At 41.8% G+C, this 22,224-nt stretch carries 20 protein-coding genes; all 20 read left to right on the top strand.

The window, feature by feature from the left end:
- Window position 1: 1 nt before the first annotated feature.
- The 20 genes from EDD68_RS00510 (at window position 2) to EDD68_RS00415 (ending at window position 21,848) form a co-directional block, all read left to right on the top strand.
- Window positions 2-1,069 carry a protein-glutamate methylesterase/protein-glutamine glutaminase gene (locus EDD68_RS00510; protein WP_132370064.1) on the top strand — a complete coding sequence of 356 codons (1,068 nt, stop codon included), beginning with the start codon at window positions 2-4 and terminating at the stop codon, window positions 1,067-1,069.
- 11 nt (window positions 1,070-1,080) lie between these two features.
- On the top strand, window positions 1,081-3,144 hold the full coding sequence (locus EDD68_RS00505) for a chemotaxis protein CheA (protein WP_132370062.1): 2,064 nt from the start codon (window positions 1,081-1,083) through the stop codon (window positions 3,142-3,144).
- Between the two features lie 23 nt (window positions 3,145-3,167).
- Window positions 3,168-3,635 (top strand): chemotaxis protein CheW, encoded by a 468-nt coding sequence (locus EDD68_RS00500; protein ID WP_132370060.1) that lies wholly within the window; start codon window positions 3,168-3,170, stop codon window positions 3,633-3,635.
- Entirely contained in the window at window positions 3,636-4,274 is a 639-nt protein-coding gene (locus EDD68_RS00495; protein WP_132370058.1) for a chemotaxis protein CheC, read from the top strand. It abuts the gene before it with no gap.
- Complete coding sequence (locus EDD68_RS00490; protein ID WP_132370056.1) at window positions 4,267-4,764, top strand: chemotaxis protein CheD; 498 nt, start codon at window positions 4,267-4,269, stop codon at window positions 4,762-4,764. The genes EDD68_RS00495 and EDD68_RS00490 overlap by 8 nt, the downstream gene beginning before the upstream one ends.
- Before the next feature lie 137 nt (window positions 4,765-4,901).
- The gene (locus tag EDD68_RS00485) at window positions 4,902-5,141 is read left to right on the top strand and encodes a hypothetical protein (RefSeq protein WP_207902521.1); all 240 of its coding nucleotides are present in this window, start codon (window positions 4,902-4,904) and stop codon (window positions 5,139-5,141) included.
- A 31-nt stretch (window positions 5,142-5,172) separates the two neighbouring features.
- A complete protein-coding gene (locus EDD68_RS00480) occupies window positions 5,173-5,937 on the top strand; it encodes a FliA/WhiG family RNA polymerase sigma factor (RefSeq protein ID WP_132370052.1) in 765 nt (254 codons plus the stop codon).
- Window positions 5,938-5,969: 32 nt separating this feature from the next.
- Window positions 5,970-7,361: a DUF342 domain-containing protein gene (locus EDD68_RS00475; RefSeq protein ID WP_132370050.1), complete on the top strand. Its 1,392-nt coding sequence runs from the start codon at window positions 5,970-5,972 to the stop codon at window positions 7,359-7,361.
- 24 nt (window positions 7,362-7,385) lie between these two features.
- Entirely contained in the window at window positions 7,386-7,694 is a 309-nt protein-coding gene (locus EDD68_RS00470; protein ID WP_132370048.1) for a hypothetical protein, read from the top strand.
- Window positions 7,695-7,711: 17 nt separating this feature from the next.
- On the top strand, window positions 7,712-8,206 hold the full coding sequence (locus EDD68_RS00465) for a DUF6115 domain-containing protein (protein WP_132370046.1): 495 nt from the start codon (window positions 7,712-7,714) through the stop codon (window positions 8,204-8,206).
- A 161-nt stretch (window positions 8,207-8,367) separates the two neighbouring features.
- Window positions 8,368-9,117: a 30S ribosomal protein S2 gene (gene rpsB / locus EDD68_RS00460; RefSeq protein WP_132370044.1), complete on the top strand. Its 750-nt coding sequence runs from the start codon at window positions 8,368-8,370 to the stop codon at window positions 9,115-9,117.
- Between the two features lie 95 nt (window positions 9,118-9,212).
- Window positions 9,213-10,097: a translation elongation factor Ts gene (tsf, locus tag EDD68_RS00455; protein WP_132370042.1), complete on the top strand. Its 885-nt coding sequence runs from the start codon at window positions 9,213-9,215 to the stop codon at window positions 10,095-10,097.
- 81 nt (window positions 10,098-10,178) lie between these two features.
- The gene (pyrH, locus tag EDD68_RS00450; RefSeq protein WP_132370040.1) at window positions 10,179-10,907 is read left to right on the top strand and encodes a UMP kinase; all 729 of its coding nucleotides are present in this window, start codon (window positions 10,179-10,181) and stop codon (window positions 10,905-10,907) included.
- Entirely contained in the window at window positions 10,904-11,461 is a 558-nt protein-coding gene (gene frr / locus EDD68_RS00445; RefSeq protein ID WP_132370038.1) for a ribosome recycling factor, read from the top strand. Before pyrH ends, frr begins: the two co-directional genes overlap by 4 nt.
- Window positions 11,462-11,625: 164 nt before the next feature.
- Window positions 11,626-12,387 (top strand): isoprenyl transferase, encoded by a 762-nt coding sequence (locus EDD68_RS00440; protein WP_132370036.1) that lies wholly within the window; start codon window positions 11,626-11,628, stop codon window positions 12,385-12,387.
- 15 nt (window positions 12,388-12,402) lie between these two features.
- Window positions 12,403-13,191, top strand: coding sequence for a phosphatidate cytidylyltransferase (locus tag EDD68_RS00435; RefSeq protein WP_132370034.1), 789 nt, complete (start codon window positions 12,403-12,405; stop codon window positions 13,189-13,191).
- 27 nt (window positions 13,192-13,218) lie between these two features.
- Complete coding sequence (gene dxr, locus EDD68_RS00430) at window positions 13,219-14,367, top strand: 1-deoxy-D-xylulose-5-phosphate reductoisomerase (protein WP_132370032.1); 1,149 nt, start codon at window positions 13,219-13,221, stop codon at window positions 14,365-14,367.
- A gap of 19 nt (window positions 14,368-14,386) precedes the next feature.
- On the top strand, window positions 14,387-15,643 hold the full coding sequence (rseP, locus tag EDD68_RS00425; protein WP_132370030.1) for an RIP metalloprotease RseP: 1,257 nt from the start codon (window positions 14,387-14,389) through the stop codon (window positions 15,641-15,643).
- A 49-nt stretch (window positions 15,644-15,692) separates the two neighbouring features.
- Window positions 15,693-17,396 carry a proline--tRNA ligase gene (locus EDD68_RS00420; protein ID WP_132370028.1) on the top strand — a complete coding sequence of 568 codons (1,704 nt, stop codon included), beginning with the start codon at window positions 15,693-15,695 and terminating at the stop codon, window positions 17,394-17,396.
- 156 nt (window positions 17,397-17,552) lie between these two features.
- Window positions 17,553-21,848, top strand: coding sequence for a PolC-type DNA polymerase III (locus EDD68_RS00415; RefSeq protein ID WP_132370026.1), 4,296 nt, complete (start codon window positions 17,553-17,555; stop codon window positions 21,846-21,848).
- Window positions 21,849-22,224: the final 376 nt, after the last annotated feature.

The raw sequence follows: 22,224 nt of genomic DNA, 5'->3' as shown, positions 1-22,224 counted from the left end.
AGTGAACAGAATTAAAGTACTCGTTGTAGATGACTCTGCTTTTATGCGCAAGATGATATCCGATATATTAAACAGCGACCCATTTATTGAAGTGATCGGAACAGCCCGAAATGGAAAAGATGGCATAGATAAAATGGAAAAATTATCACCTGATGTGATCACACTGGATATCGAAATGCCGATTATGGATGGATTAACGGCTCTCAAAAATATCATGGACCGGAATCCATTACCCGTCGTTATGCTTTCGAGTCTTACACAGGAGGGAGCAGAGACTACATTAAAGGCTCTGCAATTCGGTGCAGTGGATTTTATTCAAAAACCATCTGGCCCCATTTCGTTAGATATAGAGAAAATCAAGGAATCGATTGTTCGCAAGGTGAGGGAAGCTGCTTCGGCCAATATAGCATCAATGAGCAAAGGAAATGAACTAACCGAACCCCCCTCCCCTTTACCGCTGACAGTCCAGACTAAAGCCAATAAAGAGAATAGGAAAACGATTGTTGCCATTGGGGTTTCAACAGGGGGGCCCAGGGCGTTGCAACAGGTTTTAACCCAGTTGCCAGCCGATTTTCCAGCCCCTCTTGTAATCGTTCAGCACATGCCTCCAAAATTCACAAAATCACTTGCTGAACGTCTGGACAAGCTTTCTGCAATTACCATAAAAGAAGCAGAACACGGAGAACTACTGCAAAAGGGAACGGCATACATAGCACCTGGGGATTTCCACATGAAGGTGAAAAAAATCGGGATGTCTTTAGCAGCAAATATCACCAAAGATCAGCCAATAAGAGGACATAGGCCATCGGTTGATGCGTTATTTGAATCTATCAGCACATTACATGGCTACAAAAAAATTCTCGTTGTCCTTACTGGAATGGGTTCTGATGGTACACATGGAATGCAGGTCGTTAAGCAAGAGGACCCCGGCACGATCGCTATCGCTGAGGCAAGTGAAACTTCTGTTGTATTTGGAATGCCAAAGTCAGCGATTCAAACTGGACTTGTCAATCAAGTTTCACCTATACAGGACATCAGTCAATCTATCCTTAAGGCAATGGAAAATTAGGGGGAATGAATATGGAAAATAATCAATATCTTGAAGTGTTTATTGACGAAAGCAAGGAACATTTGCAGGCGATGAATGACCAGCTGCTTGAACTGGAAAAAAACCCTGCTGAATTATCCATAGTACAGGAAATTTTTCGTTCTGCTCATACACTGAAGGGTATGTCAGCTACAATGGGCTTTGAAGATCTGGCCAATTTGACCCATAAAATGGAAAACGTTCTGGATGCTGTACGCAATGAAAAGATACAGGTTGATTCGAATATGCTTGATATTGTTTTTGAAGCCGTGGAATATCTTGAGGAAATTATATTTGATATCGCTGAAGGCGGAGACGGAAAAAAAGACGTTAAGAATATTGTGGAAAAGCTGCTGCAAATTGAAAAAGGAGAAGTGCCACAAGAGGAAAATCAGGCGGAAGTGGCTGCTTCCAGTGAGCAGATTCTGGAAGCAGAATTGGGAACGGATTTGCCCTTTAACAATTTAGATGAGTTTGAATTAACCGTCCTTCAGGAGTCCAGAGAAAGACATTTTAACAATTTTCACATTCATGTGGAACTCAGGGAAGACTGTTTATTAAAGGCTGCCAGGGTATACATGGTGTTTGAAATCCTTGAACAGGTAGGTGAAGTGATCAAGTCGATTCCTTCTGTAGAAGATCTGGAAGAAGAAAAGTTTGATTATGATTTTGATGTCCTTCTTGTAACAAAAGAGTCAAGGGACGATGTGTACAAGCGCATCATGAAAGTTTCAGAAATTGAACGTGTAGAAGTAAATGCGTTTAATGTCAATCAGTACATGGAATCGAAAAAACAAGAGAAGAGTGCAGAACAAAAAGCACAGATGAAAAAGGAAGAAACAGGAGACCATCCACAAACAAATACAAAATCGCCGAAAACACAAAAAGATGCGAAGAAGAAATCTGTGAGTAAAACCATCAGAGTGAACATTGATCGCCTGGATGTACTCATGAATTTATTTGAGGAACTTGTCATTGACCGGGGACGACTTGAACAGATATCTTATGAGCTGAATCATAACGATTTGAAAGAAACGGTTGAACGTATGTCCCGTATTTCAAGTGATCTCCAAAATATTATTCTGACGATGCGCATGGTTCCGATTGAACAAGTGTTTAACCGTTTCCCGCGTATGGTCAGGCAACTTGCCCGCGACTTAAACAAAAAAGTCGACTTTCAGATTACCGGTCAGGAAACTGAACTGGATCGCACGGTCATTGACGAAATAGGTGATCCACTCGTCCACCTGATTCGAAACGCACTGGACCATGGAATTGAAACCCCTGAGGAACGGGCGAAAAAAGGGAAGCCTGAGCAGGGGACGTTAAAACTTAAGGCTTACCACAGCGGAAATCACGTATATGTTGAGATTGAGGATGACGGTCAGGGCATTAATAAAGAAAAAGTCATCCACAAAGCCATTCAAAATGGAGTAATCACCGCTGAACAAAGTCAGAGCATGACTGATCAACAAATCTACGAATTAATCATGGCCAGCGGATTTTCAACTGCTGACAAAATATCAGATGTTTCAGGACGGGGCGTCGGCCTTGATGTAGTCAAAAATACGATTGAGTCCCTGGGTGGTTCCATTACCATTGACTCCAGGCCAGATGAAGGATCCCTGTTTTCGATCCAGCTTCCACTGACTCTATCGATTATATCAGTCATGCTGGTGGATGTGGCAGATGAAAGATATGCAATCCCTCTTTCATCCATCATTGAGACGGCCATTGTGAAAAAAGAAGATATCATGCATGCCCATAACAAAGAGGTCATTGATTTCAGAGGAAAAGTGGTTCCTCTCGTACATTTGAAAGAAGTGTTTGAAGTGCCTGTTGAGCAGGATGAAAAAGACGATTTATATTCAATCGTCATCGTCCGCAAAGGTGATAAGATGGCCGGTATGGTGGTTGATTCATTTATTGGACAGCAGGAAATCGTTCTAAAATCCCTCGGCAATTACTTAACAAATGTATTCGCCATCTCGGGAGCGACGATACTTGGAAACGGGGAAGTCGCGTTAATTGTTGATACCAATGCTTTAATTAAATGATGATAAGATTAGGAGGAATTTACATGTCAGAAGAATTTATGAAAGTGATTGTCTTTCAGTTAAAAGAAGAGGAATATGGTGTACCTGTCAAATATGTAGGTTCAATTGAGCGTATGCAAAATATTACAAGGGTTCCAGGAACACCAGAGTTTGTCAAAGGGGTGATCAATCTAAGGGGGGTCGTCACTCCAATTATCGATTTAAGAGAACGTTTTGATCTAGAAATAACGGAATATACAGAAAGTACAAGGATCATCATCGTAAATATTGCGGATAAAGAAGTCGGTATGATTGTAGACAGTGCCAATGATGTTATTGATATTCCTGAAAGCACCATTGAACCTCCTCCAGAGGTAGTCGGTTCTGTTGAAGCGGATTACATTCATGGGGTGGCGAAGCTGGATAAACGTTTGCTGATTCTTCTCAATCTGGATAAAGTGCTGTCAAAAGATGAATTAAAACAAATTCAAACTGTGGAAGGAACATCATAAATGTCTTTTGTTGAAAGACTGAGTCAGGTTCATCTCGATATCCTGAAGGAAGTGGGAAATATAGGTGCCGGAAACGCAGCTACCGCTTTGTCTCAGTTATTAAATCGGACAATAAACCTGGAAATTCCTACTGTTCAGGTTGCTACTTATGATGAAATGGTTGAACTTGCCGGAGGAAGCGATCATGTTGTAGCAGCTGTTTACATTCGGATTGAAGGGGAAGCTCCTGGGAACATGTTTTTTGTGCTTCCCCCTGAACAGGTATCCTATTTTGTCCAACTGATGACCGGGGACTCTACCATTACTTTTGAAGAGCCCCCATATTCAGAAATGGGAATCTCCGCATTTCTGGAAATGGGAAATATTTTATCTGGTTCCTATTTGTCAGCCTTATCGGATTTCACCAGATTAAACTTACAGCCATCCGTGCCATCTGCCTCGATTGATATGGCCGGGGCTATCCTGACAATGGGACTTATTGAACTATCACAGGTATCTGATCATGTTATCGTAATCGATACGATTCTTGAAGAAGAAAACAGTGACAGAGGGAAAATTAGAGGACACTTTTTTCTACTGCCTGATCCGGATTCATTTGAAAAGATCTTTCAAGCATTAGGAGTCAATGTAGATGAATAAACTGAAGGAAGTTGTGAAAGTAGGAATTGCTGATTTAAATATTGTAAGAGCTCCGGGAGTAATCAGAACATCTGGTTTAGGGTCCTGTGTAGGTGTTGTGATCTATGATTTAAATCAACACCTTGCAGGACTGGCACACGTCATGCTCCCAGATTCATCCCTGGCCAAAGGAAATGCTCTGAATAAGGCAAAATATGCAGACACTGCCATAAAGGAACTTCTGGATATCCTGATTGAGGAAGGTGCCAAAAAATATGCCTTGAAGGCGAAAATGGCGGGCGGAGCTCAGATGTTCCAGTTTTCAAGCGGAGGGGATATGATGAGGATTGGGCCAAGAAATGTGGAAGCAGTCAAAAAACAGCTGGAAAGATTTCGTATTCCAATTGTAGCCGAAGATGTAGGGGGAAGAAACGGGCGTACGATTGAATTTAATCCGGAGAGTGGGATGTTAAACATTCGAACAGTAAATTTAGGAGTAAAGGATATTTGATCATGGCAGGAACAATGATTTGGAATGTGATTGCAGCAATAATAACAGGAATATATGTGTTTTTTCTTTCAATTCAGGTTAATTCACTCACGACTTCATTTTTTCGAAGCGGCTTAATCATGGTTATTGTTTTTTTTGTGACGTATGTCGTACGCTGGGGCTTGGGTTATATTTCCGGCAAGCAGCCGACCCAATCATCTGAAATGCTGAATGAAAACGATCCCGGACAGAATGAAGAGGTATCGGAGACAGGGGAAACCGGAAATCGTTCTGACAACAGTGAAGCTGAAAGCCAGGAACAATTTTCCGAACAGGATGCCGAACGCACAGCTCAGGCACTGCGCAATTTCATGAACCATGATAAACATACAGAATAATTTTTGAACCTCATCCGAGGAGGTATGAAGATTGAAAGATTCTGCTCCTCAATTACAGAATTTGTGGCTGAAATGGAAAAGAACAAGGGATCAGGAAGCCGGAAATGAACTGGTCAAGCATTACATGCCCCTTGTGCAGTACCATGTTCAGCGGATATCCGCACATCTCCCGAATAATGTGAATAAACAGGAGATCACGTCCCTCGGTTTTATGGGACTGGTGGATGCGATTGAAAAGTTCGACTTAGACAGAGATTTAAAATTTGACACATATGCATCATTCCGGATTCGCGGTGCCATTATGGACGGTTTAAGAAAAGAGGACTGGCTGCCACGTTCCATACGGGACAAAACGAAGAAAATAGAAGCCATTGCAGAAAATCTAGAACAGAAATTGAACCGGACGCCCAGTGCCAGAGAAATAGCAAGTGAGGCAGACATGGATGAAAAAGAAGTGGAAGAGATTATGAAAGATTCATTGTTTGCCAATGTTTTATCTATTGAAGAAAAAAATGACGACCAGGATGACCAAAAATCAGAAGGGCTAGGCTATACCATTTCTGATGAAAAAGCCGCTATGCCAGAGGATTACCTGGTGAAACAGGAAACTATTAAAGAGTTATCCAAGGCGATTCAAACATTAAATGAAAAAGAGCAAATGGTTGTGAGTTTGTTCTATAAAGAGGAGTTAACCCTGACTGAAATCGGAAATGTCATGAATTTGTCTACTTCCCGAATATCACAAATACATAGCCGTGCTATATTTAAATTAAGGAAAATTTTAGCCAACTTTTAACGAGTTGATTCAACGTCTGTGAGGTGACGAAATTGACCCACATTCAGAATTTTAATGAATTTTTTGAAATTGAAATCCGTTCTGATTATATGGAAGCCAAACTGCATCTGGTGAAGGGAAATTATGATCAGCTTTCTTTCACAAAAGAAGATCTCATCAAAGAACTATCGAAAAACAAGATTGTTTATGGCATTGACGAAGAAATGGCAGAAAATATCGCAAACGGGCTGAAAAAAAGTGATTTTCCGGTAACTATTGCCCGGGGGCTGCCGCCTGTAGACGGGAAAGACGGGAAAATTATTTATGAAAAAGATTTGAATACGTCCGCTCTGGCTGATCAATCGGACAAAGATCAGATCAATTTCAGAGAAATAATGAAAATTCCTTCCACAAAAAAGGGAGAAAAACTAGCCACCATTGTACCGCCTCAAGAAGGGATGGCGGGTAAAAATATATTTGGGAAAACACTATTGCCTAAAAAAGGAAAGATTCCACTTTTGCGTCCCGGAAAAAATACGGAGCTAAACTCAAATGACAACGCGGTATACGCTACCACTGACGGTCAGGTTCATCTTAGGGGGAACATGATTTCGGTTGTACCCGTCTACGAAGTAAACGGTGATTTAGATATGAAGACAGGGAATCTCGATTTCATCGGTTCGATCGTCATTCGCGGAAATGTTCCAACCGGTTTTACGATTCAAGCAAAAGGGGATATCCGAATTTTTGGATTAGTGGAAGCGGCGACATTGAAAGCTGGAGGGTCCATTTTTATAAGTGAAGGTGTTGCCGGATTAAAAAAAGGGCACGTCAAAGCGGGACTAGATGTACATGCCGGGTATATTAACCAGGGAAATATCGAGGCAGGCAGAGATATTTTTGTCGAAAATTCCATCATTCATAGTGAATGTATTGCAAAAGACAGCATTTTTTGCCAGAAAGGGAATATTATTGGCGGGTCTCTCTCAGCAGGCAAGCAAATCGAGGCAAAAGATATCGGAAACCGCCTGAGCACAAAAACCCAGTTATTTATCGGGAGTAACAAAAAGGTCCAGACCAGGCTAAGTGAACTGGAACAAAAACGTGAAGAGTTGAAAGAATCCATTAAGAAGCTTACAATTTTAGGAGAAAGACTTAAACAAAAAGAAGCCGTTTCATCCTTAAATGAAAAGGAAAAACTTTTATTGATCCGTCAGCGGCATTCACTGGAAACGGTCAGATCCGAGCTGCTGGATGTTGAGGATGACCTGGAACAGATGAAGGAAGAAGTGGAATCAAATAGAAATCATAAAATTGTAGTACAAGGAATTTTATACCCCAATGTTGAAATTATTCATGGCAAATATCATAAAACCATACACAAAACCCATCAGCATGTGATTGTCCGTTTTGAGGATAATGACGTCCGAATCACGGTGTTATAATTCCTTTTAAGGAAGTGATGTTGAATGAGCTGGAGAGCCGTCGAGATGCAAATTGCACTTCCAAGAACACAGGATGCCGGAAAAATGCAGGAACAAATGCAGCAGAAGGGCCAGAATGTTCAGGATATGCTGGCTCAGACACAGCTGATGCAGGAGGAATTAAAACGCAAAAAAATTTCGGAAACAAATCAGAAAGAACAGGCTTTGATTCAAAAAGATGAAGAAAAGAAACAGTCTATTCCTTCAAAATCGCCTCAATCCAAAAAAAGTAAACCGCATTCCCACGGCATGCCGCATCCATATTTGGGAAAACATATTGATTTTACAAGATAAAGAAAAGTAGGGATGATATGGATACCTTTTTAGTGATTTTCAGCCTGATGCTTCACGGGATCACTTTTATGTTTTTGATCTATATATACAGACAGACTCAGGTGTCATCGGCTGATGAGAGGCAGCTTCAAAAAACCATTCGGGAAATGGAAGATCTTTTTCAGTCCTATTTGCTTGAATTAAAAGATGAAAATGAAAAACTGATAAAATTGTTAAATGATAAAAAACAAAAGAACAAACGTTCATTTGAAGAGATCAATAACATTTCTGCAGAAACCAGCATACAGGAGAAAAGCGAGAATCATCCTCATGAACGGACTGAAGAAAACAAAGATGAATCCCGATATGATCCTGAGAAACTGATCACGGAGGATCCTGTTCAATATGAACAGCCATCTTATCAATCAATGGCTCTCCAATTGTATCATCAGGGGTATAGTATTGAAGAAATTGCCCAAAAATTAAATAAAGGGAAAACCGAAATTGAACTCATTGTCAAATTTTACACCTGATTCACGAATTTTTCTTGATTACAATTTTTCCATATGATATATTAACTTTTGGTGTCAATACACACGTTTGTGGATTTCACAGGAGGTGCTTGCCTTTCGGCGGGTCCCTGAGTGAAACATGAAGCAGACGGAGGAAAAAACCATACAGGAGGAATAAAGTTATGTCAGTTATCTCTATGAAGCAATTGTTGGAAGCAGGTGTCCATTTTGGACATCAGACACGCCGCTGGAATCCGAAGATGAAAAAGTACATCTTTACGGAAAGAAACGGCATTTATATCATTGATCTGCAAAAAACCGTAAAAAAGGTAGAGGAAGCGTACCAGTTCGTGAAGGATCTGGCTGCTGATGGCGGTAATATTCTTTTCGTTGGTACGAAAAAACAGGCTCAGGATACGATCAAGGAAGAAGCAACCCGTGCTGGCATGTTTTTTGTGAATCAGCGCTGGCTTGGCGGAACATTGACCAACTTCCAGACCATCAAAAAGCGTATTCAGCGTCTGAAAGATATTGAACGCATGGAGGAAGACGGTACATTTGATGTTCTTCCTAAAAAAGAAGTAGTCCAAATTATGAAGGAAAAAGAGCGCCTTGAAAAATTTCTTGGCGGGATTAAAGACATGGAAGATCTACCTGATGCGATTTTTGTCGTGGATCCGCGCAAAGAACGTATTGCTGTTGCAGAAGCGCGCAAACTAAATATACCTGTCATCGCCATGGTCGATACTAACTGTGATCCCGATGAAGTGGATTATGTGATTCCGGCTAACGATGATGCCATTCGTGCCGTAAAACTTCTTACTGCTAAGATGGCTGATGCTGTACTGGAAGCGAAACAGGGAGAAGCCAGCGAAGAAGTTGAAAAAGCCGAAGAAGAACCAACTGAAGTAGCAGAAGCTCCAGAAGAGTAAGAAAGGTTTTTAAGGTGATAAGAGGGAAAAGCCTTTTATCACCTTTTTTAAAGCTTACGTATAATGATGGTGAAATTTTAAAAGGAGGAACTAGAATGGCTGTTACTGCTAAAATGGTAAAAGAACTGCGTGAAAAAACAGGTGCAGGTATGATGGATTGCAAAAAAGCCCTGCAGGAATGTGACGGGGATATGGACAAAGCCATTGACTACCTGCGCGAAAAAGGAATTGCAAAAGCTCAGAAAAAAGCTGACCGGATTGCAGCGGAAGGTTCTGCACACATTGTAGTGGACGGAAATACCGCAGTTGTTCTGGAAGTAAATTCTGAAACAGACTTCGTTGCGAAAAACGATCAGTTTAAAAACCTTCTTCAGGAATTAGGCAACCACCTTGTGAAACACAAACCAGGAAATGTAGAAGAAGCTTTAAAGCAAAAGCTTCATGGTGATGGAGATACGTTAGAGGAATACATCAATACGGCAATTGCCAAGATCGGTGAAAAAATTTCTCTGCGCCGATTCAAAGTGATGGAAAAAGGCGACAATGATGCATTTGGCGCATATATTCATATGGGCGGCCGCATTGGGGTTCTGACGGTACTTGAAAACACAACAGATGAAGATCTGGCAAAAGATGTGGCCATGCACATTGCTGCGGTAAATCCGAAGTATGTATCCCGTGACGATGTTCCGGAAGAAGAAGTCAACCATGAAAAAAGCGTATTGAAACAGCAGGCATTAAACGAAGGCAAACCAGAACATATTGTTGAAAAAATGGTTGAAGGCCGTCTTGGCAAATTTTTTGAGCAAATCTGCCTGTTAGAGCAAGAATTTGTAAAAGATCCGGACCAAAAGGTAAAACAGTTCGTAGAATCCAGGGGTGCTACAGTAAAGGAATTTGTTCGTTATGAAGTAGGAGAAGGCATGGAAAAACGTGAAGAAAACTTCGCTGAAGAAGTCATGAATCAGGTCAAAAAATAATGATGCAACTGCAGATGAAATAGGGGACACATCGTGTTCCCTATTTTCAAAAGAAATCAATTGCTACATATGGAGGTTACTATGGCAACGACTCGTTTTCGCAGAATTGTATTAAAACTGAGCGGAGAAGCATTAAGTGGAAAAAATGGCTTTGGAATCGAGCCATCTGTGATTAAATCTATTGCCGCACAAATTAAAGAAGTAGCCGAACTGGGAGTTGAGGTGGCCGTTGTTGTCGGCGGCGGAAATATCTGGCGGGGAAAAGTCGGCAGCGAAATGGGTATGGACCGGGCTACGGCTGACTACATGGGCATGCTTGCCACAGTTATGAACTCCCTTGCACTGCAGGACAGCCTGGAAAATATGGGGATCCCGACAAGGGTTCAAACTTCCATCGAAATGCGCCAGGTTGCTGAACCGTATATACGCAGAAGAGCAATTCGGCATCTGGAGAAAAAGCGCGTCGTGATTTTTGCAGGCGGAACCGGAAATCCTTACTTCTCCACGGATACGACAGCCGCCCTTAGGGCTGCAGAAATAGAAGCCGATGTCATTTTAATGGCGAAAAATAATGTTGACGGAGTTTACAGTGATGATCCAAAAGTCAACAAAGAAGCTGTTAAATATGATCAGTTATCATACCTTGATCTTCTCAATGAAGGTCTTGGCGTGATGGATTCTACGGCATCATCGTTATGTATGGATAATGATATCCCTCTAATCGTTTTCTCCATAACGGAAGATGGAAATATTAAAAAAGCCGTATTAGGTGAAAATATTGGTACAATTGTAAGGAGGCATCCAAAATGAGTGATTCGATTATTAAAGAAGCAAACGAAAAGATGGATAAAGCGGTTAAAGCTTATACGAGGCAGCTGGCAACGGTACGTGCCGGAAGAGCCAATCCTCAAATATTGGACAGTGTTCAAGTCGAGTATTATGGTGCCTTAACGCCGCTCAACCAGCTTGCAACTGTGTCCGCACCTGAAGCAAGATTGCTTGTCATTACCCCTTTTGATAAATCCGCTATTGATGAAATTGAAAAAGCGATTCAGAAAGCTGACCTTGGATTGACACCTTCCAATGATGGAAATGTTGTACGAATTCATATTCCTCCTCTTACAGAAGAACGACGCAAAGAACTGGTTAAAGTGGTTCGGAAATATGCTGAAGAGGCAAGGGTTCATGTTCGGAACATCCGCCGTGATGCGAATGATCAGCTAAAGAAGATGGAAAAAGACGGTGAATTGACGGAAGATGAACTCCGGGGTTATCAGGATGACGTACAGAAGGCGACAGACAAACATATCGATCAAATTAATCAACTGACCGATGATAAAGAAAAAGAAATTATGGAAGTTTAAAGGAAAAAACGTTTAACTAGTTTATTAGATTAGTCTATAATATGATTAGTGGTTTTTAAACAAAGGCTTTCGCATGACCCGGCGAAAGCCGACTTTTTCTATTTAAGAATCGAATTTCGGTATCTGATTTATGCATGATACTGGGGTTTTGGAGGATTGGCTATATGTTCATAAAAATGCCTTTTTTCAATCGCAAAAGGAAACATGAATCATATGAATTGTCGCTTGATCATATGCCGGAGCATGTAGCAATTATTATGGATGGAAACGGCAGATGGGCGAAAAAAAGGGGTCTTCCCCGAGTCGCTGGACACAGGGAAGGGATGACCACTATAAAAAAAATCGTACGGCATGCAGCAAAATATAAGATAAAAGTTCTGACCCTTTACGCCTTTTCCACGGAAAACTGGAAACGCCCAAAAACAGAAGTGGATTACTTAATGAAATTGCCTGCCGAATTTTTAGATACATATCTGCCAGAATTGATGGAAAATCATATTAAAGTTCAAACGATCGGACAGTTGTCTGACCTGCCTGCACACACAAGAGAAGCTATTGAAATGGCCATAGAAAAAACATCAGAAAATGATGGATTAATCTTAAATTTTGCCCTCAATTATGGCGGAAGGGCAGAAATCTTAAAGGCTGTAAGGGAAATTGCCACAGATGTGAAGAAGGATCAAATCAAAATGGAAGATATTGATGAAAAAACTTTTTCAACTTACTTATATACCCATCCTTTAAAAGACCCGGATTTACTCATTCGGACTAGTGGAGAGATCCGCATCAGCAACTATTTATTATGGCAGCTTGCATATACCGAATTCTGGTTTACAGAAGTGCTGTGGCCCGATTTTGATGAGAACCATTTTGAAAAAGCACTCTTCGATTTCCAGAACCGCAAGCGGAGATACGGAGGAGTTTAAGGTGTTGAATGTAGCATGAAACAAAGAGTCATTACAGCTATCGTTGCTTTATTATTTTTTATTCCCATTCTGATTTTTGGAAGCTGGCCTTTCAAGCTTTTAGTTTTCGTCATGGCGACCATTGCCATTCTGGAGTTGGTCTCCATGAAAAACATCCCGTTCTTTTCGTTTCCGACTATTTTGTCCCTGTTGCTGTTGTGGTCCCTGATGTTAAATGATGAGATCCTGGATCTGACTCATTCACTTACATTCAGTAAAATTGATCTAACCATTTCAGCCATCATTTTGTTGTTCATGTATATGGTGCTGATGAAGAATCAGTTTACGTTTGATGATGCAGGATTTATGCTCCTGGCGACGATTTATGTCGGAATGGGCTTTTATTATTTCATCGAAGCAAGGGAGCATGGACTGCAATATGTCCTGTATATCCTGTTTGTGATCTGGGCAACAGACACCGGAGCGATTTTTAGCGGAAAATATTTTGGGAAACGGAAGCTATGGCCAGAAATCAGCCCGAAAAAAACGGTAGAGGGTTCTGTAGGCGGAATTATTTCAGCAGTCGTCGTAGGACTGATTTTTCAGCTGGTTGTTCCCGTTCATTCATCGATGTTTATCGTCTTGATTCTCTCTGTTTTGATTTCTGTTTTTGGACAAATTGGTGATCTCGTTGAATCAGCCATTAAACGTAAATATGCCGTTAAGGATTCCGGTAATATTTTGCCCGGTCATGGAGGGATTTTGGACCGTTTTGACAGCTTACTATTTGTGCTGCCGATTCTTCATCTCCTCCAATTTATATGATCATATTTTTGTTTAGGAGTGTTAAAGATGAAACAAGTGACATTATTAGGTGCCACGGGATCGATCGGACTTCAGACCATTGATGTCATCAGAGAACATCCAGAGCTTTTCTCATTATTCGCCATCGCCTTTGGTAAAAATACAGAAAAGGCTCTTCCTATTATTCATGAATTTCAGCCAAAATATATTGTGGTGGATGATGAATCAGCTAGAGACAAAATCATCCATCATATTTCCTACAACCCGACTATTCTGGTCGGTTCAGAAGCGATGTCAGACATTGCATCCCATCCGGATGTGGATATCGTCGTCAATGCGGTGCTGGGAAGTGTTGGCCTGGATGCTACGCTAGAAGCGATACGAGCCAAAAAACAACTTGCCTTTGCGAATAAAGAAACTTTAGTTACAGCCGGACATATAGTAATGAAAGAGGCCCGTCAGAACGGGGTGGAACTGCTTCCTGTAGACAGTGAACATTCAGCGATTCATCAGTGCCTCCGGGGAGGAAAGGCGGAGGAAGTCAAAAGAATCATTGTGACAGCATCCGGAGGGAGCTTTCGGGATCGGACAAGGGATGAGTTAAAAGATGTCACGGTGCAGGATGCTCTAAACCATCCGAACTGGAGCATGGGTGCAAAAATAACCATTGATTCAGCGACTATGATGAATAAGGGCCTGGAAGTCATCGAGGCCCACTGGTTGTTTAACATCCCTTATGAACGGATCGATGTGGTGTTGCATAAAGAGAGTGTCATCCACTCCATGGTGGAATTTCAAGACAATAACGTTATGGCTCAGCTTGGAACACCGGACATGCGGGTTCCCATCCAATATGCATTAACCTATCCGGATCGAATTGAATTTCCTGCAGGTAAAGGGTTAAACTTAATGAAAATGGGAAAACTTCATTTTTCTGAGATGTCTTTCGAACGATTTCCCTGCTTAAAAATGGCGTATGAAGCTGGAAAAACAGGGGGCACTCTGCCTGCCGTTTTAAATGCAGCCAATGAAGAAGCTGTTCACTTGTTTTTACAGAACCGGATTTCATTTTTACAAATTGAAGAATTCATTCAGCGGGCTATGGATGAGCATGAAGTGATACAAAAGCCCGATCTGGAAACCATCAAAGAAATTGATGGATGGGCTAGAAGACAGGTAAAATCTTATGTAAACTAATATAAGGAAGGTGCTTCGTTTGAATACCATCATCGCCTTTATTTTAATGTTTGGCATCCTTGTATTTATTCATGAATTTGGTCATTTCATTTTCGCCAAACGTGCTGGAATGCTGGTACGGGAATTCGCGATTGGATTTGGGCCAAAGGTTTTTGCCCACCGGAAAAATGAGACATTGTATACAATACGGCTGCTTCCGCTGGGAGGATATGTACGAGTAGCCGGTGAGGACCCTGAAATTATTGAACTGAAGCCGGGTCACCATATAGGTCTCGTTTTCAACGATCAGGGAAAAGTTTCACGTATTATTGTGAATAATAAGTCAAAACATCCTGAAGCCAGAGTGATTGAAGTTGAACGTGCAGATCTGGATCATCGATTAATGATTGAAGGTTATGATGTGAATGATGAAGAAAAGGTTTCTTTTGAAGTGGACCGTAAAGCCTTCTTTGTTATGGATGAACGAGAAACCCAGATCGCTCCATACGACAGGCAGTTCAGCTCAAAAACCATTCCACAGCGGGCCATACAAATTTTTGCAGGTCCCATGATGAATTTTTTACTTGCCATCGCTATTTTTACATTGCTCGGAATGCTTCAGGGGGTGCCGGTAGATGAGGCGAAATTAGGTGAGATTATCACTGATGGTCCTGCGGATAAGGCCGGTCTTCAGCAGGGTGATGAAATTTTAAGAGTAGATGATGAAAATATTAATTCATGGACAGACTTTGTCAAATATATTGAGGAACACCCGGGCGAACAGGTAGACATAACTGCTGAACGGAATGGTGAGGTTTTTACAACTCAGGTTCACCTTGATTCTGTGGAACGGGAAGGTAAAACGGTCGGTTTAATTAAAGCCTATCGGCCTTTTGAAAAAGAACCGGGTCAAATTATACTATACGGTTTTGTTCAGACCTACCAGTGGGGTGAGCTGATTATTGATAATGTCGGCAAACTGATTACAGGTCAGATTTCGATTGAAAATCTGTCAGGACCCGTCGGTATTTATAATGAAACAGATAAAGTGGTTCAGTTAGGATTTTATAACTTTCTTCACTGGACGGCCTTTTTAAGTATTAACCTCGGGATTATTAATCTCCTGCCTCTCCCTGCACTTGATGGAGGTAGGCTAATGTTTATTGGAATAGAGGCGATTCGTGGTAAACCGCTTGATCCTCAAAAAGAAGGAATTGTTCATTTTATTGGATTTGCCCTTTTAATGCTATTAATGATAGTTGTAACATGGAATGATATTCAACGGTTATTTTTGTAAAACCGTTAAATAAACATGAAAAAATTGTAAGAATCGGGGTGCAATATCGATGAAACAGAGTGAAATGCTTATACCAACGCTGCGTGAAAATCCAGCTGATGCAGAAATTAAAAGCCATCAACTGCTGGTGCGGGCTGGCTATATCCGACAGACAGCATCAGGAATATACAGCTTTCTGCCATTAGGAAAAAAAGTGTTAAAAAAGGTTGAGGAAATTGTCAGAGAAGAAATGGACAAAGCTGGAGCTCATGAAATGCTCATGCCAGCACTGCAGCCTTCGGAGTTGTGGAAAGAATCGGGACGCTGGGACACTTTTGGACCGGAACTGATGCGTTTGAATGACCGGCACCAGCGGGAATTTGCCCTCGGTGCTACCCACGAGGAAGTCATTACGAGCCTTATCCGTGATGACATTAATACGTATAAGAAATTGCCATTAGTGTTATATCAGATTCAGACGAAATTCCGTGATGAAAAGCGCCCCCGTTTCGGCCTGTTAAGGGGCCGGGAATTCATGATGAAGGATGCCTACTCCTTCCATGATTCCTATGAAAGCCTGGATGAAACCTATGAAAGGATTTATAACGCCTACAGCAATATTTTCACCCGTTTAGGCTTAAACTTCCGGGCAGTCATTGCTGATTCCGGGGCCATGGGTGGGAAAGACACCCATGAGTTCATGGTTCTTTCGGAAGTTGGGGAAGATACCATTGCCTATTCAGATGAATCGGACTATGCGGCCAACATTGAAATGGCTCCCGTTGTTACCGAGTATGAGAAATCGGACGAGCCCTTAAAGGAGCTTGAAAAGGTAGCTACACCTGATCAGAAAACGATGGCTGAAGTTGCGGAATTTTTAAATCATCCGCTGGAAAAAGGGTTAAAGTCTTTAATGTTTAAAGTAGATGACAGACTTGTACTGGTTGTCACACGGGGCGATCATGAAGTGAACGACGTAAAGTTAAAAAATCTGTATCAGGCAAGCGTGGTTGAGCTCGCTTCAGAGGAAGAAACCCGCAAAGTCATGGGGGCTGGTTTTGGTTCCCTCGGCCCTATTCATGTGCCAGATGAAGTAGATGTGGTAGCTGACCATGCTGTGAAATATGCTGTCAATGTATCCTGCGGGGCAAATGAAGATGGGTATCATTTTCTGAATGTAAATCCTGGAAGGGATTTTGAGGTCACACAATATGCTGATTTGCGCTTTATCCAGGAAGGTGACCCTTCACCGGATGGAAGAGGAACCATTCAATTTGCCAGAGGAATTGAAGTGGGGCACGTATTTAAACTGGGAACGGTTTATTCAGAAAGCATGAAAGCTTCTTTTCTGGATCAGAATGGAAAGTCTAATCCAATGATTATGGGATGTTATGGCATCGGTGTGTCCAGAACCCTTGCTGCATTAGTTGAACAGTATCATGATGAAAATGGAATTACCTGGCCAACTCATGTAGCTCCATTCCATGTACATCTGCTCGCTTTAAATGTAAATAAAGAAGAGCAGAAAAACCTCGCCGAATCCATATATGAAACACTGAAAAAAGAAGGCGTTGACGTATTATACGATGATCGAAAGGAACGTGCAGGAGTTAAATTTGCCGATAGTGATCTGATTGGCATCCCCCTTCGGATTACAGTCGGCAAACGTGCCGGAGAAGGGTATGTTGAACTGAAACAGCGAAAATCCGGTGAACAAACTGAAGTTCATGTATCTGAACTCCTCACCCGGGTTAATAAATGGTTGAAACAGTAAATCACTTTCAGGAAGGAGCTCGTCTCAAAATCTGAATGATGAAGTGCTCCTGGTCAGGGAATATATTTCCAAATTCCTGCCTGAGTCCATTCGCCAACCTTTTTGAGACAGCTCCCTTTCTCTTTTTTGCGATCAGGGAGACAGGAGGATGAGTGTATGGGTGTCTCACATGAGGAAAAAATGAACATACTGCTTCAGCAGCTGGACCTGCCTGAAGAATTTAGCCAGTACTTTAAAGGAGCACGCCTGGAAAAACTTACGGTATTTAGAAAGGAAAAAAAGTGGCATTTTCATATTGTTCTTCCACAAATTTTACCCGCGGATGTCTATCAATTGTTTAAGGCCAGGCTGGAGGAAACGTTTTTACATATTGCATCTGTTGATTTTTCTCTTGAGACGGAAAACAAGGAAACGGATGAATCTACCGTTCAACATTACTGGAGTATATTTATCTCCAATCTAACGGACATGACGCCGGTATTTAAAGACCTTCTGAGTCAGCAGCAGCCACAGATGGATGGAAATAAATTAAAGCTGATGGCCCGTCATGAAACGGAGGCCCTTGCCCTGAAAAAACGTCTTGAAAAGCCGTTTCAAACCTTCTGCAAAAGGGCTGGATTAACCTATTTTTTGCTGGATTTTGAAGCCCGGTCATCAGAAGAAGACATGAAACATTTTCAACAACAGAAGGAAAAAGAAGATCAGACAATTGTACAAAAAGCGATTATTGAACAGGAGGAACGGAAGAAAAAGAAAAAACAGAACGGCGGTGCCCCTGAAAAGGAAGGACCACTCTTAATCGGCTATCCGATAGAAGATGAACCGACCCAGATCAAGCTGATTCAGGAAGAAGAAAAGCGGATAACGATTCAGGGCTATGTGTTTAGTGTAGAAATCCGTGAACTCCGTTCTGGAAGACACCTGTTAATGGCAAAGGTAACCGATTATACCGATTCCCTACAGATTAAAATGTTTTCCAGAGGCAGTGACCATGCAGAACAGTTTAAAATGCTGAAGAAAGGGATGTGGATTAAGGCAAGGGGAAGTGTACAAACGGATACGTTTACCAATGAATTAACGATGATGGCCAATGATATTCAGGAAATTCAGGTAAAGACCCGCAATGATGACGCAGACGAAAAACGGGTTGAACTCCATGCCCATACGACCATGAGCCAGATGGATGCCCCTGTATCCCCCACAAGGTTAATTGAACAGGCTGCAAAGTGGGGGCATAAAGCTATTGCCATTACCGATCATGCAGTAGCTCAGGCCTTTCCTGAAGCCCATGGTGCCGGGAAAAAACATGGGGTAAAGGTGATTTATGGTGTAGAAGCGTATGTTGTAGATGACGGGATACCCATTGCCTACAACGAACAAGACAGGGAACTGGAAGATGCAGAATATGTCGTGTTTGACGTAGAGACAACAGGTTTATCTGCAGTATATGATACGATCATTGAACTGGCAGCAGTGAAAATTAAAAATGGCGAGATCATTGACCGCTTTGAATCTTTTGCTAATCCCCATGAGCCCCTGAGTGAGACGACAACTGAGCTGACGGGGATTACGGATGAAATGGTCAAAGATGCTCCTGAAGTGGAAGAAGTGCTGAAAAAATTCGATGAATGGATGGGGGATGCGATTCTCGTCGCCCACAATGCTTCCTTTGACATGGGCTTTTTAAATGAGGGGTTACGAAAAATCGGGAAAGACAAAGCTTCTAATCCTGTCATTGATACACTGGAACTCTCGCGATTCTTATTTCCCGAATTAAAAAATCACCGCCTGAACACGCTGTGTAAACATTTAAACATCGAACTCGTGCAGCACCACCGTGCCATTTATGACGCAGAGGCAACAGGGTATTTATTATGGCAGCTCATTAAAGAATGCCTGAACAAGGATATAACGAATCACAGTCAATTAAATGCCAACATGGGAGACGGAGATGCTTATAAGCGTTCAAGGCCATTTCACTGTACCCTTCTTGCCCAGAATCAAGCCGGATTAAAAAATTTATATAAACTGGTTTCCTTATCCCACGTGGAATATTTCTACAGGGTTCCAAGAATTCCGAGATCGGTGCTGCAGAAACATCGGGAAGGGCTGCTGATTGGCTCCGGCTGTGATCAGGGAGAATTGTTTGAAACGATGATGCAAAAGTCGAAAGAAGAAGCAGAACAGGTGGCTGAATTCTATGACTATATTGAAATACAACCACCATCGAATTATCAACATTTAATAGAAAAAGAGCTTGTTCGGGACCAGGAAAGTTTAATCGATATTATTCAAAACCTGGTTGAATTAGCAGATCAAATGAATAAACCGGCGGTGGTAACCGGGAATGTTCACTATATTGATCAACACGAAAAAATTTATCGTAAAATATTAATCGCGTCCCAGAGCGGAAATCCATTGAACCGACAGACACTTCCCGATGTATATTTTAAAACAACAGATGAAATGCTGAAGGAGATGGCTTTTCTCGGGAAAGAGAAAGCGAAAGAGCTGGTGGTTGATCATTCGAATCAAATAGCAGATATGATTGGCGAAGTATCACCAGTGAAAGAAGACTTATATACTCCAAATATTGAAGGGGCAGACCGGGAAATCAGGGAAATGAGCTACAGAAGAGCAAAAAGCATTTATGGAGATCCCCTCCCTGAACTGGTAGAAAAACGCCTGGAAAAGGAACTGAACAGCATTATTGGACATGGGTTTGCGGTTATCTATTTAATTTCTCATAAACTCGTAAAAAAATCGCTGGACGATGGGTATCTTGTAGGTTCCCGGGGTTCTGTCGGCTCGTCCTTTGTTGCGACGATGACAGAAATTACTGAGGTCAATCCTTTACCGCCCCACTATGTTTGCCCATCATGCAAGTACTCTGAATTTTTTACGGACGGATCAGTCGGTTCCGGATTTGATTTGCCTCAGAAAGATTGCCCGAAATGTGGGGAGAAGTTAAATAAAGACGGACAGGACATTCCCTTTGAAACGTTTCTTGGCTTTAAAGGGGATAAGGTTCCGGATATTGACCTGAACTTTTCAGGCGAATATCAGCCAAAGGCCCATAACTATACAAAGGTTTTATTCGGGGAGGATAATGTGTACCGTGCAGGAACGATCGGCACGGTAGCCGAAAAAACTGCTTATGGTTATGTGAAAGGATATGCCGCTGACAATCAGCTGCAGTTTAGAGGAGCAGAAATTGACCGGCTCGTTCAGGGTTGTACCGGGGTAAAACGCACCACCGGGCAGCATCCGGGTGGAATTATTGTAGTCCCTGATGATAAGGAAATTTATGATTTCACACCCATACAGTACCCGGCTGATGATCAGACATCCGAGTGGAGAACGACCCATTTTGACTTCCATTCGATTCACGATAACCTTCTAAAACTGGATATTCTGGGACACGATGACCCGACGGTCATTCGTATGCTACAGGATTTAACCGGCATTCATCCAAAAGATATTCCAACCGATGATCCTGAAGTGATGAAAATCTTCAGCAGCACAGAACCGCTTGGAGTAGATCCTGAACAGATTTTGTGCAAAACAGGTACTCTGGGTGTCCCGGAATTTGGAACCCGATTCGTCCGTCAGATGCTGGAGGATACGAAGCCGACCACATTTGCAGAGCTTGTCATCATTTCCGGGTTATCCCACGGTACAGATGTTTGGTTAGGAAATGCCCAGGAATTAATTAATCAGGGAATATGTGAATTGTCAGACGTTATCGGGTGCCGGGATGATATCATGGTCTATTTGATGCATAAAGGTCTTGAAGCATCCCTTGCCTTTAAAATTATGGAGTTTGTCCGAAAAGGAAAAGGGCTTCAGGATGAATGGATCGAAGAAATGAAAAAGCATGACGTGCCGGACTGGTACATTGAATCCTGTAAAAAAATTAAATACATGTTCCCGAAAGCCCATGCAGCAGCCTATGTGTTAATGGCCGTTCGGATTGCTTATTTTAAGGTGTATTTTCCGATCCAATTTTATGCATCTTATTTCACAGTCCGTGCCGATGATTTTGAACTGGACACGATGATCAAAGGGGCATCAGCGATCCGAAAACGTATGGAAGAAATCATGGCTAAGGGCAATGATGCGTCACCAAAGGAAAAAAGTTTGCTGACTGTTCTGGAACTGGCTCTGGAGATGTGTGAACGGGGCTATTCCTTCCAGAAAGTCGATTTATACCGTTCCAGCGCTGCTGAATTTATTGTGGATGGAGATACACTCATTCCGCCGTTTAATGCCATTGACGGGCTTGGTACAAACGCCGCGTTAAATATCGTAAAAGCCCGAGAAGAGGGAGAATTCTTATCAAAAGAAGATCTTCGGGAAAGAAGCCGTATTTCCAAAACCGTTCTGGAGTATCTGGATCAGCATGGATGTCTGGAAGGATTGCCGGAAGCGAACCAGCTGTCATTGTTTTAAAACAATAGGTTATTTAAACTATAGGTATGATTCTGTTCTGATTGATCATGGAATGGGAAAAACCTTTATGAACAAGATGTTTTTGGTTCAGTGGGGTGAAATATCGGTATATAAGCCGACAATTTGGGTAAAGGAAAAAGTAATATGGCACTGATGACGCAGACATACGCGGATAACAGAAAACCACCACAGTACAATCCATTCAATTTTAAAAGTAAAGATTTGCAAATCATGGCTTGCTATGATATATTGAAAATGGCACACAGATGATACGTATTCTGAAAGAGTGGGGTTTCCCCACTCTTTCGTCGTAATGTACGCCTTATTTTGCCAGAATTCCCTGCTCAACAAGCAGGGAATTTTAACGTCATACATA

This window comes from Melghiribacillus thermohalophilus (assembly GCF_004342905.1).
GTDB lineage: Bacteria > Bacillota > Bacilli > Bacillales > Alkalibacillaceae > Melghiribacillus > Melghiribacillus thermohalophilus.
The sequence above is the reverse complement of the archived record's forward strand: the minus strand, read 5'-3'. Positions and strand labels throughout refer to the sequence as shown.